Source organism: Agrobacterium sp. 10T429, from assembly GCF_056393925.1.
In genome coordinates, this window is the sequence record NZ_JBFTGV010000011.1 from 118,475 (window position 1) to 131,744 (window position 13,270).

General features: G+C 60.0%; 15 protein-coding genes. 10 read left to right on the top strand and 5 right to left on the bottom strand.

The features are described 5' to 3' along the window. Positions 1 to 126: 126 nt before the first annotated feature. Both hutX and hmuQ read right to left on the bottom strand, forming a co-directional pair. A complete protein-coding gene (gene hutX, locus AC1DCP_RS21740; RefSeq protein WP_476774618.1) occupies positions 127 to 648 on the bottom strand; it encodes a heme utilization cystosolic carrier protein HutX in 522 nt (173 codons plus the stop codon). 9 nt (positions 649 to 657) lie between these two features. Further along, positions 658 to 1,005: a heme-degrading protein HmuQ gene (gene hmuQ, locus AC1DCP_RS21745; protein WP_003514016.1), complete on the bottom strand. Its 348-nt coding sequence runs from the start codon at positions 1,003 to 1,005 to the stop codon at positions 658 to 660. Positions 1,006 to 1,201: 196 nt separating this feature from the next. Here hmuQ and AC1DCP_RS21750 point away from each other — a divergent pair, with 196 nt between their 5' ends. The 3 genes from AC1DCP_RS21750 to AC1DCP_RS21760 are packed head-to-tail and all read left to right on the top strand — an operon-like array spanning position 1,202 to position 3,959. Then, positions 1,202 to 2,095: a heme/hemin ABC transporter substrate-binding protein gene (locus tag AC1DCP_RS21750; RefSeq protein ID WP_003514008.1), complete on the top strand. Its 894-nt coding sequence runs from the start codon at positions 1,202 to 1,204 to the stop codon at positions 2,093 to 2,095. Then, positions 2,092 to 3,180 (top strand): FecCD family ABC transporter permease, encoded by a 1,089-nt coding sequence (locus tag AC1DCP_RS21755; RefSeq protein WP_003514007.1) that lies wholly within the window; start codon positions 2,092 to 2,094, stop codon positions 3,178 to 3,180. The genes AC1DCP_RS21750 and AC1DCP_RS21755 overlap by 4 nt, the downstream gene beginning before the upstream one ends. Next, on the top strand, positions 3,177 to 3,959 hold the full coding sequence (locus AC1DCP_RS21760; protein WP_019565087.1) for a heme ABC transporter ATP-binding protein: 783 nt from the start codon (positions 3,177 to 3,179) through the stop codon (positions 3,957 to 3,959). Before AC1DCP_RS21755 ends, AC1DCP_RS21760 begins: the two co-directional genes overlap by 4 nt. Positions 3,960 to 4,030: 71 nt before the next feature. Here the strand turns inward: AC1DCP_RS21760 and AC1DCP_RS21765 are convergent, their stop codons facing one another. Beyond that, positions 4,031 to 4,387, bottom strand: coding sequence for a YbaN family protein (locus tag AC1DCP_RS21765; protein ID WP_003514002.1), 357 nt, complete (start codon positions 4,385 to 4,387; stop codon positions 4,031 to 4,033). A gap of 259 nt (positions 4,388 to 4,646) precedes the next feature. On the opposite strand from AC1DCP_RS21765, the gene AC1DCP_RS21770 reads away from it, so the two are divergent. The 5 genes from AC1DCP_RS21770 (at position 4,647) to AC1DCP_RS21790 (ending at position 8,840) form a co-directional block, all read left to right on the top strand. Then, positions 4,647 to 5,042, top strand: a complete 396-nt coding sequence (locus tag AC1DCP_RS21770; RefSeq protein ID WP_003514001.1) for a VOC family protein — start codon at positions 4,647 to 4,649, stop codon at positions 5,040 to 5,042. A 14-nt stretch (positions 5,043 to 5,056) separates the two neighbouring features. Continuing rightward, positions 5,057 to 5,749 carry a uracil-DNA glycosylase gene (gene ung, locus AC1DCP_RS21775; RefSeq protein WP_025594362.1) on the top strand — a complete coding sequence of 231 codons (693 nt, stop codon included), beginning with the start codon at positions 5,057 to 5,059 and terminating at the stop codon, positions 5,747 to 5,749. Between the two features lie 120 nt (positions 5,750 to 5,869). After that, positions 5,870 to 6,946 (top strand): siderophore-interacting protein, encoded by a 1,077-nt coding sequence (locus AC1DCP_RS21780; RefSeq protein WP_065687508.1) that lies wholly within the window; start codon positions 5,870 to 5,872, stop codon positions 6,944 to 6,946. 165 nt (positions 6,947 to 7,111) lie between these two features. Beyond that, positions 7,112 to 8,056 (top strand): VOC family protein, encoded by a 945-nt coding sequence (locus tag AC1DCP_RS21785; protein WP_065687539.1) that lies wholly within the window; start codon positions 7,112 to 7,114, stop codon positions 8,054 to 8,056. A 169-nt stretch (positions 8,057 to 8,225) separates the two neighbouring features. Further along, the gene (locus AC1DCP_RS21790) at positions 8,226 to 8,840 is read left to right on the top strand and encodes an alpha/beta hydrolase (protein WP_065687509.1); all 615 of its coding nucleotides are present in this window, start codon (positions 8,226 to 8,228) and stop codon (positions 8,838 to 8,840) included. 117 nt (positions 8,841 to 8,957) lie between these two features. Here AC1DCP_RS21790 and AC1DCP_RS21795 read toward each other — a convergent pair whose 3' ends face one another. After that, a complete protein-coding gene (locus AC1DCP_RS21795) occupies positions 8,958 to 9,542 on the bottom strand; it encodes a transglycosylase SLT domain-containing protein (RefSeq protein ID WP_013636743.1) in 585 nt (194 codons plus the stop codon). A 682-nt stretch (positions 9,543 to 10,224) separates the two neighbouring features. Here AC1DCP_RS21795 and AC1DCP_RS21800 point away from each other — a divergent pair. After that, complete coding sequence (locus tag AC1DCP_RS21800) at positions 10,225 to 10,758, top strand: transglutaminase-like cysteine peptidase (RefSeq protein WP_013636741.1); 534 nt, start codon at positions 10,225 to 10,227, stop codon at positions 10,756 to 10,758. 52 nt (positions 10,759 to 10,810) lie between these two features. Here AC1DCP_RS21800 and AC1DCP_RS21805 read toward each other — a convergent pair whose 3' ends face one another. Further along, positions 10,811 to 11,698 (bottom strand): DMT family transporter, encoded by an 888-nt coding sequence (locus tag AC1DCP_RS21805; protein WP_025594357.1) that lies wholly within the window; start codon positions 11,696 to 11,698, stop codon positions 10,811 to 10,813. 241 nt (positions 11,699 to 11,939) lie between these two features. On the opposite strand from AC1DCP_RS21805, the gene AC1DCP_RS21810 reads away from it, so the two are divergent. Then, complete coding sequence (locus tag AC1DCP_RS21810; protein ID WP_003513983.1) at positions 11,940 to 13,238, top strand: adenylosuccinate synthase; 1,299 nt, start codon at positions 11,940 to 11,942, stop codon at positions 13,236 to 13,238. Positions 13,239 to 13,270: the final 32 nt, after the last annotated feature.

Consider the following 13,270-nt stretch of genomic DNA (forward strand, 5'->3'; position numbering starts at 1 on the left):
TCAGCGGATGATAAAAAACGGCACTGAACGGGCGATGAACCGGTGAATGTTTCCTCACGAGTGGGGCTGAGCCATCGTGGATTGATGAGGAAGGAGGGAGGCCACCACCAGCAGCCTCCCATTCACTTAGCCACGGAAACTGTCCCGCAGCGCTTCGAACTTCGCCAGCTGATCGCCACGCAGTTCCTTGTTTTCGTCGCGACGGACGAAAATCTTGAACATGGCGCCGCCGGCGGCATTCATGAACCAGACGGAACAGGAGCGTCGGCCATGAAAGCCGCGATCGACGAAGGTGATGCCAGTGCAATTGTCCTTCTTGATGTGGCCGCCGATGGGGCTGTCACCGTGGATGTTGAACCAGCCGTGGCTTTCGCTGCCCTCTGGCAGGTCGCCCGGCACTTCCAGCACGATATCGCCGGTCTGGACGATCATCAGGACTTCGCCCCAGCCGCGCATATCGTTCCAGATCGCGTCGAACTGATCGGAACCAGCCGAAACGGCCGCACCTTGCGGCAGGATCGCCAGAACTTCGGCTGATGTCACCTCTGCCTTGGCGGCAATGGCTTCCACGATGCCGTCGGGCTTTTCGGCAAGTGCTGCGGCAGCGCGGGCCTGCCGACCATCGGTCTTTTGTGCTGCAATGCTCATAGGCGAGCCTCAGGCGGCAATCGAACGGCGTTCGCCATTCTTGTCTTCGTGGATGATGACGTCAAAACCTTCGAAATGCGGGCCGGAAAGATATTCGACCTTGCCACGGTTCTCACCGGCCTTGGCATGGGCGGCGCGGAACTGTTCGGATTTGGTCCAGCTCAGGAAATCGTCCTTGGTGGCCCAGACGGTGTGCGAGGCATAGAGCGTGTGGTCATCCGCCTTCGGGCCTTTCAGCATGTGAAATTCGATATAGCCCGGCAGCTCGCTCAGGTGCGATTTACGCTCGCGCCAGATGGATTCAAAGGTATCCTCATAGCCCGGTACGACGCGAAAACGGTTCATTGCGATAAACATGGAAGTCTCCCTTTAAGTTTACAGTTGCAGTCAGGATATCCAGCCGAAGCGTGGATGGAAAGAGGCTGACGATAAAGCGAACAATTTTACTCCACTTATCGATTGCGCCTTCTATAAACATGTGCAAATAACTCAAGTTAAATAAGATGGGCAATCCCGTATCCGCCCGTGCCAGCTTGTGTTTCAGGATAGCGTCATGTTGAATTTAAGCCTTCGCTCGTTCGTTTTCGCCGCCCTCGTGCCCGCCGTCATCGCCGTTGCCGCGCCCGGAGCTAGAGCTTCGGACAAGGGCAATCCGGAGGCGAAACGCATCGTTGCAGTCGGCGGTACGGTAACGGAAATCCTTTATGCGCTTGGCGCGAGCGACCGCATCGTTGCGCGTGACAGCACCAGCAGCTATCCGGCGGACGTGCTGTCCAAGCCCGATATCGGCTATATGCGGGCGCTCTCGTCTGAGGGCATTCTGTCGCAGAAGCCCGATCTCATCCTGTCTGAAGACGGGTCCGGCCCGGCGGATGTCGTTGCCATCCTCAAGGCCAGTGCGGTGCCTTTCGTCACCGTCGATACCCCGCCGAGCGGCGACGCCATCCCCAGGAAGATCGAAGATGTCGGTGCGGCAGTTGGTCTTGCCGACAAGGCAAAGGCATTGGCCGCGGAAACCAAAGCCGGGCTTGATGTGCTCGCCAAGGACGTCTCAGCCGTGCCGGAAAAGAACAGGAAGCGTGTGCTCTTCGTGCTCTCCAGCGCCGGCGGTCGCATCATGGCGGCGGGCAAGGGCACCGAAGCGGCGGCGATCATCGAAATGGCCGGCGGCATCAATGCCGCGCAGGAAATCAGCGGGTACAAGCCGTTGACGGATGAGGCGGTCATCGCCTCCGCGCCCGATGTGGTGCTGACCATGGCGCGCGGCGACCATGCCGGCAAGGCGGATGAGATTTTCGCGCTGCCCGCGTTCCAGTCCACGCCGGCTGCTGCGGAGAAGGCGCTGATCAGCATGGACGGGCTTTACCTCATCGGTTTTGGCCCGCGCACGCCCGCCGCCGGTCGTGAACTGGCGCACAAGCTCTACCCTGATGTGGTGAAGCCGTGAGCCTTGCTGCCTTGAGTTCCACGGAGGGCAGGGTTGCCGGTGACAGATCCCGTCAGGGGGTCGTTACCCTTGCCGTGCTCGTTGGCATCCTGCTGTTTGCCTGCGGCGTGTCGCTCGTCAGCGGGCCCACGGGTGTGGGCATTTCCGAACTCTGGGCCTATCTGACTGGCAGCGCGGATCAACTCGATGCGCGTGATAAAGTCATTCTCGAGGCGGTGCGACTGCCGCGCACGGCGCTCGGCATGTTGATCGGTGCTGGGCTTGGCGTCTCGGGCGCCATGATGCAGGGTCTTTTCCGCAATCCGCTGGCCGATCCCGGCATTGTCGGTGTCACCTCGGGTGCAGCACTTTTTGCGGTTGCGGCAATCTCTCTTGGGGAAGGTGCGCTCGCAACGGTCGCCGTATTTTTCGGCCCGCATTTTCTGCCGCTGATGGCGTTTTTCGGCGGGCTTTTGAACACCTGGCTGCTTTACGTCATTGCCACAAGGGATGGCGCCACCTCCACGACGACGCTTATTCTGGCCGGCATTGCGGTTGCGGCGATTAGCGGTGCGCTGACCGGCCTGATGATTTTTGTGGCCGATGACCGTGCGCTCCGCGACATCACCTTCTGGTCTCTCGGTTCGCTTGGTGGGGCCACCCCTGCCAAGGTTCTCGCCACCTTGCCCTTCATCATCGTCGTGCTCGCCATCATTCCCTTTGTCGCAAGGGGGCTGGATGCGCTGATCCTTGGCGATGCGGCGGCCTTTCACATGGGCATTCCCGTGCAGCGGCTGAAGCGAGTCATCATTCTGGCCGTTGCCGCTGCCTGCGGGGCGAGCGTGGCGGCTGCCGGCTCCATCGGTTTTGTCGGTATCGTCGTGCCGCATCTGCTGCGGCTTGCCATTGGCCCATCGCACCGCTTCCTGCTGCCGGCCTCTGCACTTGGCGGGGCCGCACTTCTGCTTCTCGCCGACAGTTTTGCCCGCACGGTTGCGGCACCGGCGGAATTGCCCATCGGTGTGGTCACCGCGCTGATCGGCGCGCCGGTCTTCCTGTTCCTGCTGCTTGGCCGCGGCGGATTTTCCATGCGGAACATGTCATGATCCAGGCCGAAAACCTCACCCTCATCCGCTCCGGCCGCCGTCTGCTCGACGAGGTCTGCGTCGATCTGAAGCCCGGCAAGGTCAATGTCATTATCGGTCCGAACGGTGCCGGAAAATCGACGCTGATGAAGGTTCTGTCCGGCGAGATGCGTGCCGAGGCCGGTTCAGTGACCTATAATGATGTTGCCCTGCCGTTGTTTACGCCGGTTCAGCTTGCGCGCATCCGCGCCGTGCTGCCGCAGAATACCCAGCTTGCCTTTCCTTTCACCGCGCTCGAAATCGTGCGAATGGGCGCTGTCGCGCAAGGGTCGCGCGCGCCGGAAGAGCAGGCCCGCCGGGCGCTCGCCAGGGCCGGGCTTCGCGGGTTCGAGCAGCGCTCCTACAACATGCTGTCTGGCGGCGAGCAGCAGCGCGTGCAATTTGCCCGCGCTCTCGCCCAGGTGCCGCATCCCGTGGAAAACGGCGAGGTGCGGGCTCTCTTTCTCGACGAGCCGACGGCCAGTCTCGATATCGGCCACCAGATCGCGGTGCTGGAAACGGCGCGGGATTTCGCTATTGGCGGCGGTCTCGTGCTTGCCATCCTGCACGATCTCAACCTTGCGGCAGAATTTGCCGATCAACTTATCGTCATGCATGGCGGCCGGGTAACGGCGAGCGGTCCATCGCTGGACACGATCAGCGACGAGACGATTGCAAGGGTCTATGGCATTGGCGGCGTCGTCGGACGTCTGCCGGCGCGGCATATTCCTTATGTGCTGCCGCAGTCGAGGCATCGCTAGAGCATTTCCAGGAAAAGTGGAGCCCGGTTTTCCGTCAGGAAATGCGACAAGGCTCTAAAGGTGATGTCGCCTCAGCTTTCCGGCCGGGTGACGATGAAGAGTGCAGAGCCGAGCATGACGGCGGCAACGATTGCCGCGCGCAGAGCCGGCGGGTCGCTCAGGAACCAGAAGGCGGCATAACTCGCACACATGGCCGACAGGGCCGCAATCTTCGCCTTGCGGGCAATTGCGCCGCGTTCGCGCCATTGCCGAAGCGACGGGCCGAATCGGGGGTGGGTCAGAAGCCACGCCTCGAGTTTCGGTGATGAGCGGGAAAAGCACCAGAGCGCCAGCAGCAGAAATGGCGTGGTGGGCAAAACGGGAAGAAACGCGCCGACGATGCCGGTCGCGACCATAAGCCAGCCAAGACAGAGGTACAGAAGGCGCATGGATATGCCGGTATCATGAGTTCTCTACTCAGGATAGAGCGGCGGGGCGAAATGTGAGGGCCATTTTGACCGGAAAGCCCGCGTGTCCAGGTCATGCGCCAACTGTTTCGCCATCACATTTGCCGTGATCGGGCGGTTTCCCCTGCTCCTTAATCCGTCTTTAGGGTTGAAAGCACGGCACTCTGTCTTTATCCCCTTGGTCCGCAATGTCCGGAGCACAACCGGACGACGACGAGATAAGAAGCAGAAGGAAAACACCATGGCCAAGCTGATCCACTCGATGGTCCGGGTGCTGGAAGAAAAGCGTTCGGTGGAGTTTTACAAGCAGGCTTTCGGGCTTGAGATTGCGGAACGTGCCGAGTTCGAAAATTTCACGCTGATCTATCTCAGCAATGCCGAAGGCGATTTCGAGCTGGAGCTGACTGTCAACCGGGGTCGCGAAGTGCCCTATGCGCTGGGTGACGGCTACGGCCATCTCGCGGTCAGCGTTGCCGATGTGGATGCCGAACATCAGCGTTTCATCGAGCTTGGCCTGTCTCCGGGCAAGATCATCGAAGCCGACCATAAAGGTCAGCCTTTCGCGAAATATTTCTTCATTTGCGATCCGGATGGCTACAAGATCGAAGTGCTGCAGCGCGGCAACCGGTTCAAGTAACAAAGAGGCACATCATGGCAGAGGCAGGCGTCAAACTCGAAGACAGCTGGAAACGTGTTCTTTCCACCGAATTCGCCAGCCCCTACATGCAGAAGCTCAAAGATTTCCTGCTTGCCGAAAAAACTGCTGGCAAGCACATCTTTCCCAAGGGTGCCGAATATTTCCGAGCGCTGGATCTGACCCCGCTCGACAGGGTCAAGGTCGTCATTCTGGGGCAGGACCCCTATCATGGGGTTGGCCAGGCACATGGGCTTTGCTTTTCGGTGCAGCCCGGCGTGCGCATTCCGCCCTCGCTCGTCAATATCTACAAGGAATTGCAGAGCGATCTGGGCATCCGCCCCGTCAGTCACGGTTTTCTGGAAAGCTGGGCGAAACAGGGCGTGCTTTTGCTCAACAGCGTGCTGACGGTGGAAGAATCGCGCGCTGCCTCGCATCAGGGGCAGGGCTGGGAAAAGTTCACCGATGCCGTCATCCGCGCCGTCAATGACGAATGCGAGCATGTGGTGTTCCTGCTCTGGGGTTCCTATGCCCAGAAGAAGGCGGCTTTCGTGGACCAGAAAAAACATCTCGTGCTGCGCTCGCCGCACCCTTCGCCGCTTTCGGCCCATAACGGCTTTTTCGGCAATGGCCATTTTTCCAAGGCAAACGCCTTCCTGGTATCCCATGGCCGTGAGCCTATCGACTGGCAATTGCCGGAAACTGCTTAAGCAACCTTCCAGCCTCCCCGTCATGCCGGCTCAAGACGGGCTTGATGGGGAGTGCAGCAAACATCTTTACAGCGCAGTCGGGTCCGGTTTAAGAATACTCGACTACAAAGTGAAGGATTTGTGCCCGTGTCTCTCCTGTCTGCAGAAACCTCTGTCTCGCTGCCCGATCCCGCATCGATCGTCGATGCTTTCGAGGATCATTTTTCGGAGCATATGGAGATGGAGCGGGAAGGGACGACGGTGCGTTTCAAGGCGGAATATGGCCATGGCAGCTTCAGCGCCGAAGGTGGCCGGTTCGCCGCCCGGGTAAGCTGCGTTTCGGAACATATATTGACGTCGGTCAAGGCCATGGTGGCTGAGCATATCGTTGAGTTTTCCGGCAAGACGGGACTCGATTTCCGTTGGAGCGGACACGGCGCCTATCAGCGCGAGCTATCCAATCTCTTCGTCGGCAAGGTTGCCCGCGCCTATAATCTGACGCCGCATATGCGCCGTCTCGTGGTGTCCGTCGAAAGCGGTATTGAAAGGCTTGTCACCGGCGGCATGCATGTTCGCCTGCTGCTCGTTCCCGATCAGGCGCGCGCTGCGGTCTGGCCTTACCTCGCGCCCACCGGCGCGATCGTCTGGCCGGCGGGCGACGATCTTCTGACGCGGCGCGTCTATACCATCCGCTCCGGCGATGTCGGCCGCGGTGAGGTGGATATCGATTTCGTCATGCATGAGGGCGATGACATGCCGGGCGCAAATTTCGGTGCGACGGCAAAGCCGGGCGACGTTCTCGGCATCATCGGTCCGAGCGGCACTTGCCCGGAAGCGGAGCGTTACGTCTTTGCCGGCGACGAGACCGCGCTGCCGGTGATGCTGCGCATGGCGGCGGAAATGCCTGTTGGCAAGACGCTCAGCGTCTATGCCGAGATCGACAACGAGGCGGAACGGCAGGAGATCGTCTGCGCAGCCAATGTCGAATGGACATGGCTTTATCGGCGCGGCAAGCCCGCCGGCACATCGGGCCTTATCGAACAGGCGTTGCGCGGCCATGCCTGGACGGGCGAGCATGACGGCCTGCATGTTTTCGTCGCCTGCGAGAAGTCCGAGGCGAGGGCGGCGAAATCCTTCCTCACTGATGAGATCGCCTTCCCCAAGGCATCGCTGCGCGCCGTCGGTTACTGGAGCATGGGCCTCGCCGACGATCATTGAGGCATGCCTCTATCGACTGGGTTGAACAGTCGGTTTTATCGTTCACCAATCGGGAACAATCCGTTCCTGTTGCCGGTCTATGCCCGCAGCACTTCTTACCCCATCTTCACGCCATGAACACGGCTGGCCCGATTGACGGGCCGCCAGGGCGAAAAGGGGTTTTTCATGTTGAACCAGATCAAGGGCCTGCACCACGTCACCTCCATGGCCGGTAGTGCGCGCCAGAACAACGGCTTTTTCACCGATACGCTCGGCCTGCGCCGGGTGAAGAAGACGGTCAATTTCGATGCGCCGGATGTCTACCATCTCTATTATGGCGATGAGCTCGGCACGCCCGGCTCCGTCATGACTTACTTCCCGTTCCCGCATATTGCCCGTGGTCGTCCCGGCACCGGCGAAGTGGGCACAACGCTGTTTTCCGTCCCGGAAGGCTCGCTCGGCTACTGGCAGGATCGTCTTTCCAAGGCGGGCGTGGACGGTCTGAAGGCTGACGAGGCATTCGGCAATAAGCGCCTGCATTTTGCAGGTCCCGATGGTGATGGTTTTGCGCTGGTCGAGGTCAAGGATGATGCCCGTGCGCAGTGGACCGGCAATGGGGTCAGTGCGGATCAGGCGATCCACGGTTTTCAGGGCGCGTCCTTGCGCCTTCATGACGAAGGGGCAACCGCCGAGCTTTTGAAGTTCATGGGGTATGAGGAAGTGGACCGCCAGGATGGCGTGCTGCGTCTCGGCATGCCCGGCGGCAACGGTGCTGATGTCATCGACATCGAAACCATGCCGAACATCTCCGGCGCGCGCCTTGGCGCGGGTTCGGTGCACCACATCGCCTTTGCGGTCGAAAACCGCGAAAAGCAGCTCGAAGTCCGCAAGGCGCTGATGGATACGGGCTATCAGGTGACCCCGGTGATCGACCGCGATTATTTCTGGGCGATCTATTTCCGCACGCCCGGCGGCGTGTTGTTCGAAGTGGCCACAAACGAGCCAGGTTTCGACCGCGACGAGGATACGGCGCATCTCGGCGAGGCGCTGAAGCTGCCGACCCAGCACGCGCATCTGCGCGCCCAGCTGGAAAAGCAGCTGGAGCCGCTGGGTGACGAGAAGGCGGTTTAACCCTATCGGACCTGGCCATCCTTTGGCGAAACGTTAGCCACTCTTTTCTTCTCCCCGTCCGGGGAGAAGACGACACGCTGAAACCTCTCGCTCGACATGTGATGCCTAATGCCTTGCGGCAGAGTGAGTTCGGTATCGCTGCATTTCTCCTTTCAGAAAGGATTATCCAATGACCAAAGACACATATTTCCACAAATCCCGTGCCGGCGTTGCGGGTGCACCGCTTTTCGTCGTGCTGCACGGCACCGGCGGTGATGAAAATCAGTTCTTCGACTTCGGCTCGGGCCTGTTGCCGAATGCCACGATTGTCTCGCCGCTCGGCGATGTCGCCGAACATGGCGCTGCGCGGTTTTTCCGGCGCACGGGTGAGGGCGTTTACGACATGGCCGATCTAGAGCGGGCAACAGCCAAGCTGGCGGATTTCGTCAAAGCCAACCGGGAGCACTATCAGGCTGGTCCGGTAATCGGTCTCGGTTTCTCCAACGGCGCGAATATCCTCGCAAATGTGCTGATCGAACAGCCGGAGCTTTTTGATGCCGCCGTGCTGATGCATCCGCTCATCCCGTTCGAGCCGCAGGCGGCTGCGGCCAAATCCTCGCGCCGGGTGCTGATCACGGCCGGAGAACGCGATCCCATCTGCCCGGTGCCGCTGACGAAGGCGCTGGAAAAGAGCCTTGAAGCGCAGGGCGGCACGGTGGAAACGGTTTGGCATCCGGGCGGGCATGAAATCCGTTCGAACGAGATCGAGGCGGTGCGGGAGTTTCTAGCGCCTTATGGAGGGTAGCTTTCTGCCCGGCCTCCTTCCTCACCGGCATGCCGGATCTAGTCCGGGGTGACGGTGAGGGTAGGTGATCCGCCTTTCCGCATCGCAGCCAGGCAGAACGATCCTGCTACCCCCGCCTTAGCGATATCCGCATTGCTGCAACTGCGCCTCGTAACGCAGCGCCATGTTGGCGGAGCGGCGGGCGGCTTTCTGGACGGCGGAATTGTTGCGCCAGCTTCCCTTGGCGTAACCGGCATGGCCGGAATAATAAGCGAGGTAGAGGTTATAGGGATCGTTCAGCGCAATGCCGTTTTCGCGGCGGCTCTTGGCGTGATACCAGCCGACGAAATGGATCGCGTCGGTGAAATCCGTGCGGCTTGCCGACCAGCGGCCGGTTTCGCGCTTGTAGACTTCCCATGTACCGTCCAGCGCCTGGGCATAACCGTAAGCGGTGGACTGGCGCGTCCAGGGAATGAAGCCGAAGAGTTTGGTGCGCGGCGGGCGGGCATAGGGGCGGAAGGCAGATTCGGTGTAGATCGTTGCCATCATCACCGGCACCGGCACGCCGAACTCCCGTTCGGCTGCCCTTGCGTCACGTCGCCAATTGTTGAAGAGGCCGTTCCGCTGCTCGAAAATCGCACAGGCATTGGTGACCTGCGACGGTGCGGTTGCGCAACCGGCCAGAACAGTCATCAGTAAAACAACGGCAAATACGCCACGCATCGCGGAACCCTTTCGTTCCGCTATTCTTAAATTGCTAACCATTAACGTCGGGTTTTAAGACAAGGTTAATTCAAATGCCGCCGATCAAGCGCTTGTTAACCCGCTGAAAATTCCTGTGTCCGGGATGCGGCAAAACCATGGGGTGAGTGGCGTTTTTTTCCGGGCATGGCATTGCCGGCATCCCCGCACATCCCCGGTCTCACAAAGCCGCTTATGCTTATCCCATCCCGGTCATCCAGCGTGCGCGCGGCGCAAGGTGGGCGGGGCAGGCGGCCAAAACCGGGGAGTTTCCCGATGTCACGGTTGAGGCGGCCGGCATGTGCTCATCCTCCAAACAGGAACCGGTTTGGCGGGCGGGTCACATGTTGAAGCCGGGGCCGCATCGTCTGCAAAACCCTACTACACCATTTGATACTCCCGCAGCGATGCGGCCCCTTTATCGCTTCTAAGCGTTGCCTCGGTTTCGGGGCGACGGGCGCGGGCTATGTTTCCGGAGAGCCTGCCCGCTGTACAAAAATGAAAACCGATAAAATTGTAGCAATCGGCTTAAAGCGGCTGAAAACAGTGCTGTGCCATTGTGGGATCACAGACAAGGAGCGGACAACCTGCAAGGACGGGGCCGCTGCGGAAAACAGAAATCGAGACCGGCACAAGCCGGCGGATCGTCAAACGGGGTATGAAAATGCTGAAGAAGATTATTGCTGCCGCCATCTGCGGAATTGCCATTGCTTCCATGTCCACTCATGCCGATGCGGCTGGTGCCGCGGGTTTTGCCCGCAGCTTTGCCGCAGCCGAAAAGAGCGCCGTAACACAGATCGGTATTTCGGCGCCCGGCGGTTTTGATGGCTGCGTTCTGTCCGCCGGCCAATGCGTTTCGACGATTGCCGCGCCGCTGACTGGCGAACGCCGCGATGAACTGCTGCGCGTCAACCGCGATGTGAACGCCACCATGGGCGCACTCGATGATTATTTCTCCGGCTTTTCAGCCGATGTTCCGGCAACGCCTTCGGTAAGCGCCAACGATTGTGGCGATTGTGCCGCGATCAAGCGCACGGCACTGGCCGGTGCCGGCTGGTCTTCCGCAGCACTGCGCCTTGCCTTTTTGCTTGATGATGACGGATCGCTCGAAAAGGTGCTTGTTGTCACCACAGACAAGGGCGATATCGTGCTCGGCAACGCCGCTTTCTCTCCGGTTGAGCGCGAAACCGCGCTCTAACCCGAACTTTTCATGCCTGCCAGACTGCGCCGGTTTCCAGACCCTTAGGGGATCAGGAAGCCGGCGATTTTTTTCGTTCCGCCACGGCAATGCCGGCCAGTGCCATCACCAGCGCCGCGATCTGGTAGGGATGCAGGGTTTCGCTGAGGACGATGACGGAGAGAAGCGTGCCGAAGACGGGGACGAGGTTGATGAAAAGACCGGCGCGGTTGGCGCCGATCTGCTCCACGCCCTTGATGTACAGGATCTGGGCGATGAGCGACGCGAAGATGGCGGCATAGACCACCAGCACCCAACCCTTCTGATCGGGCCAGACGACGTTGTCGCGTGAGATTTCCCAAAAGACCAGCGGGACTGAGGTTAGGAGGGCGAAAAAGGCTGGGATCGCCATCAGCGTGCGCCAGTCCACGATTGGTTTCCAGCGCAGGATGACGGTGTAGATGGCATAGACCAACACCGCCAGCAGCATGATGGCGTCGCCGGCATTCATCTCCAGTTGCAGCAGCGAGACCGGATCGCCATGCGAGGCGAGAAGCGCCACGCCGGCAATGGTAAGACAGAAACCGGCGATCTGGCCGAACAGCACGCGAGTGCGGAACAGGATGAAGTTCAGCACGAATATTACCATGGGAATGCCCGCCTGGATGACGGCGGCATTGATGGCGGAGGTGTGCTGAAGCGCGGTATAAAGAAAGACGTTGAAGGCGGTGTAACCGATACTGCCGAGCACGAAGAAGTAAGGCAGGCGTTTTTTCACCACCGGCCAGTCCTTGATGAGCTGCGGCACGGAAATGGCGAAGATGATGGCGACGGCCAAAACCCAGCGCAGGAAGGTAAACGCCATGGGGCTGATGTGGCCGACGGCGAGCTTTCCGGCAACGGTATTGCCACCCCAGCAGAGCGTGGCGATGATGAGGGCGAGATAGGCTTTCGAAGGCACGCTGATGTTTCGCTTCTTCAAGGGGCGGGAAAAAGGCTAAGGGGTGAATAGCGGCCTTGTGTCCGCGCTTGTCCCCCCACGGGGCGAGATAATGCGGAATTCGACGTTTTGTCACGGAAAAAGCAAAATTCACCATAAGAAACAGGGTCGCTTTCCGTAAAACAACGCAGTATACATTCGCGGGTTTGGGTTTCCCATCGGGTTATCGGGCGCGCAAGCGCCATGAGCAGGAAAGCAAGAAATGACGAATGTTGTGGTGGTCGGCTCGCAGTGGGGCGACGAAGGCAAAGGCAAGATTGTCGACTGGCTGTCCGAGCGGGCAGATGTCGTCGTGCGGTATCAGGGCGGCCACAATGCCGGCCATACTCTTGTCATCGATGGCATCAGCTACAAGCTTTCGCTTCTTCCTTCCGGCGTCGTGCGTCCGGGCAAGCTCGCCGTCATCGGCAACGGCGTCGTGGTCGATCCGCATGCGCTGATCGCTGAAATCGGCCGTCTGGAAGTGCAGGGCGTAAAGGTCACGCCGGAAAACCTGCGCATTGCAGACAATGCCACGCTCATTCTTTCCCTGCACCGCGAACTTGATGGCATGCGCGAAGACGCTGCCTCCAACAGCGGCACCAAGATCGGCACCACGCGCCGCGGCATCGGCCCGGCCTACGAAGACAAGGTCGGCCGCCGCGCCATCCGCGTAATGGATCTGGCCGACATGGAGGCGCTGTCCGCCAAGGTCGATCGCATCCTGACGCATCACAATGCGCTGCGTCGCGGCTTCGGCGCTGCTGAAGTTTCGCATGAAACCATCATGGAAGAGTTGAGCTCGGTTGCAGAACGCATCCTGCCGTTCAGCGAAACCGTATGGCTGCTGCTCGACAAGAAGCGCCGCGCCGGTGCGCGCATCCTGTTCGAAGGCGCGCAGGGCTCGCTGCTCGATATCGACCACGGCACATACCCTTATGTCACCTCTTCCAACACGGTTGCCGGTCAGGCCGCTGCCGGTTCGGGCATGGGTCCGGGTTCGCTGGGTTATATTCTCGGCATCACCAAGGCCTATACGACCCGCGTTGGCGAAGGTCCTTTCCCGACCGAGCTGCATGACGAAATCGGCCAGTTCCTGGGCGAAAAGGGCCATGAGTTCGGCACTGTCACCGGCCGCAAGCGTCGTTGTGGCTGGTTTGACGCAGCGCTGGTGCGCCAGTCAGTCGCCACCAACGGCATCACCGGCATCGCGCTCACCAAGCTTGACGTTCTCGACGGTCTGGACGAGCTGAAAATCTGCGTCGGCTACAAGCTCGACGGGCAGGAAATCGATCATCTTCCCGCAAGCCAGGGTGCGCAGGCTCGTGTCGAGCCGATCTATGTCACGCTGGAAGGCTGGAAAGAATCTACCGTCGGCGCCCGAAAATGGGCGGATTTGCCTGCTCAGGCAATTAAATATGTCCGTCAGGTGGAAGAACTGATCGGGGCGCCTGTCGCGCTTCTGTCGACAAGTCCGGAGCGTGACGACACCATACTTGTGACTGATCCGTTTGAGGACTAATGTCCTCGGCGATCTAGATTCATAAACCATAT

What these genes read in the sequence shown, in the direction of transcription:
- hutX (WP_476774618.1), bottom strand. Translation starts at nt 648, where the DNA reads ATGAGCATTGCAGCACAAAAGACCGATGGTCGGCAGGCCCGCGCTGCC.
- AC1DCP_RS21785 (WP_065687539.1), top strand. Translation starts at nt 7,112, where the DNA reads ATGTTGAACCAGATCAAGGGCCTGCACCACGTCACCTCCATGGCCGGT.
- hmuQ (WP_003514016.1), bottom strand. Translation starts at nt 1,005, where the DNA reads ATGTTTATCGCAATGAACCGTTTTCGCGTCGTACCGGGCTATGAGGAT.
- AC1DCP_RS21810 (WP_003513983.1), top strand. Translation starts at nt 11,940, where the DNA reads ATGACGAATGTTGTGGTGGTCGGCTCGCAGTGGGGCGACGAAGGCAAA.
- AC1DCP_RS21760 (WP_019565087.1), top strand. Translation starts at nt 3,177, where the DNA reads ATGATCCAGGCCGAAAACCTCACCCTCATCCGCTCCGGCCGCCGTCTG.
- AC1DCP_RS21770 (WP_003514001.1), top strand. Translation starts at nt 4,647, where the DNA reads ATGGCCAAGCTGATCCACTCGATGGTCCGGGTGCTGGAAGAAAAGCGT.
- AC1DCP_RS21795 (WP_013636743.1), bottom strand. Translation starts at nt 9,542, where the DNA reads ATGCGTGGCGTATTTGCCGTTGTTTTACTGATGACTGTTCTGGCCGGT.
- AC1DCP_RS21765 (WP_003514002.1), bottom strand. Translation starts at nt 4,387, where the DNA reads ATGCGCCTTCTGTACCTCTGTCTTGGCTGGCTTATGGTCGCGACCGGC.
- AC1DCP_RS21790 (WP_065687509.1), top strand. Translation starts at nt 8,226, where the DNA reads ATGACCAAAGACACATATTTCCACAAATCCCGTGCCGGCGTTGCGGGT.
- AC1DCP_RS21750 (WP_003514008.1), top strand. Translation starts at nt 1,202, where the DNA reads ATGTTGAATTTAAGCCTTCGCTCGTTCGTTTTCGCCGCCCTCGTGCCC.
- AC1DCP_RS21800 (WP_013636741.1), top strand. Translation starts at nt 10,225, where the DNA reads ATGCTGAAGAAGATTATTGCTGCCGCCATCTGCGGAATTGCCATTGCT.
- ung (WP_025594362.1), top strand. Translation starts at nt 5,057, where the DNA reads ATGGCAGAGGCAGGCGTCAAACTCGAAGACAGCTGGAAACGTGTTCTT.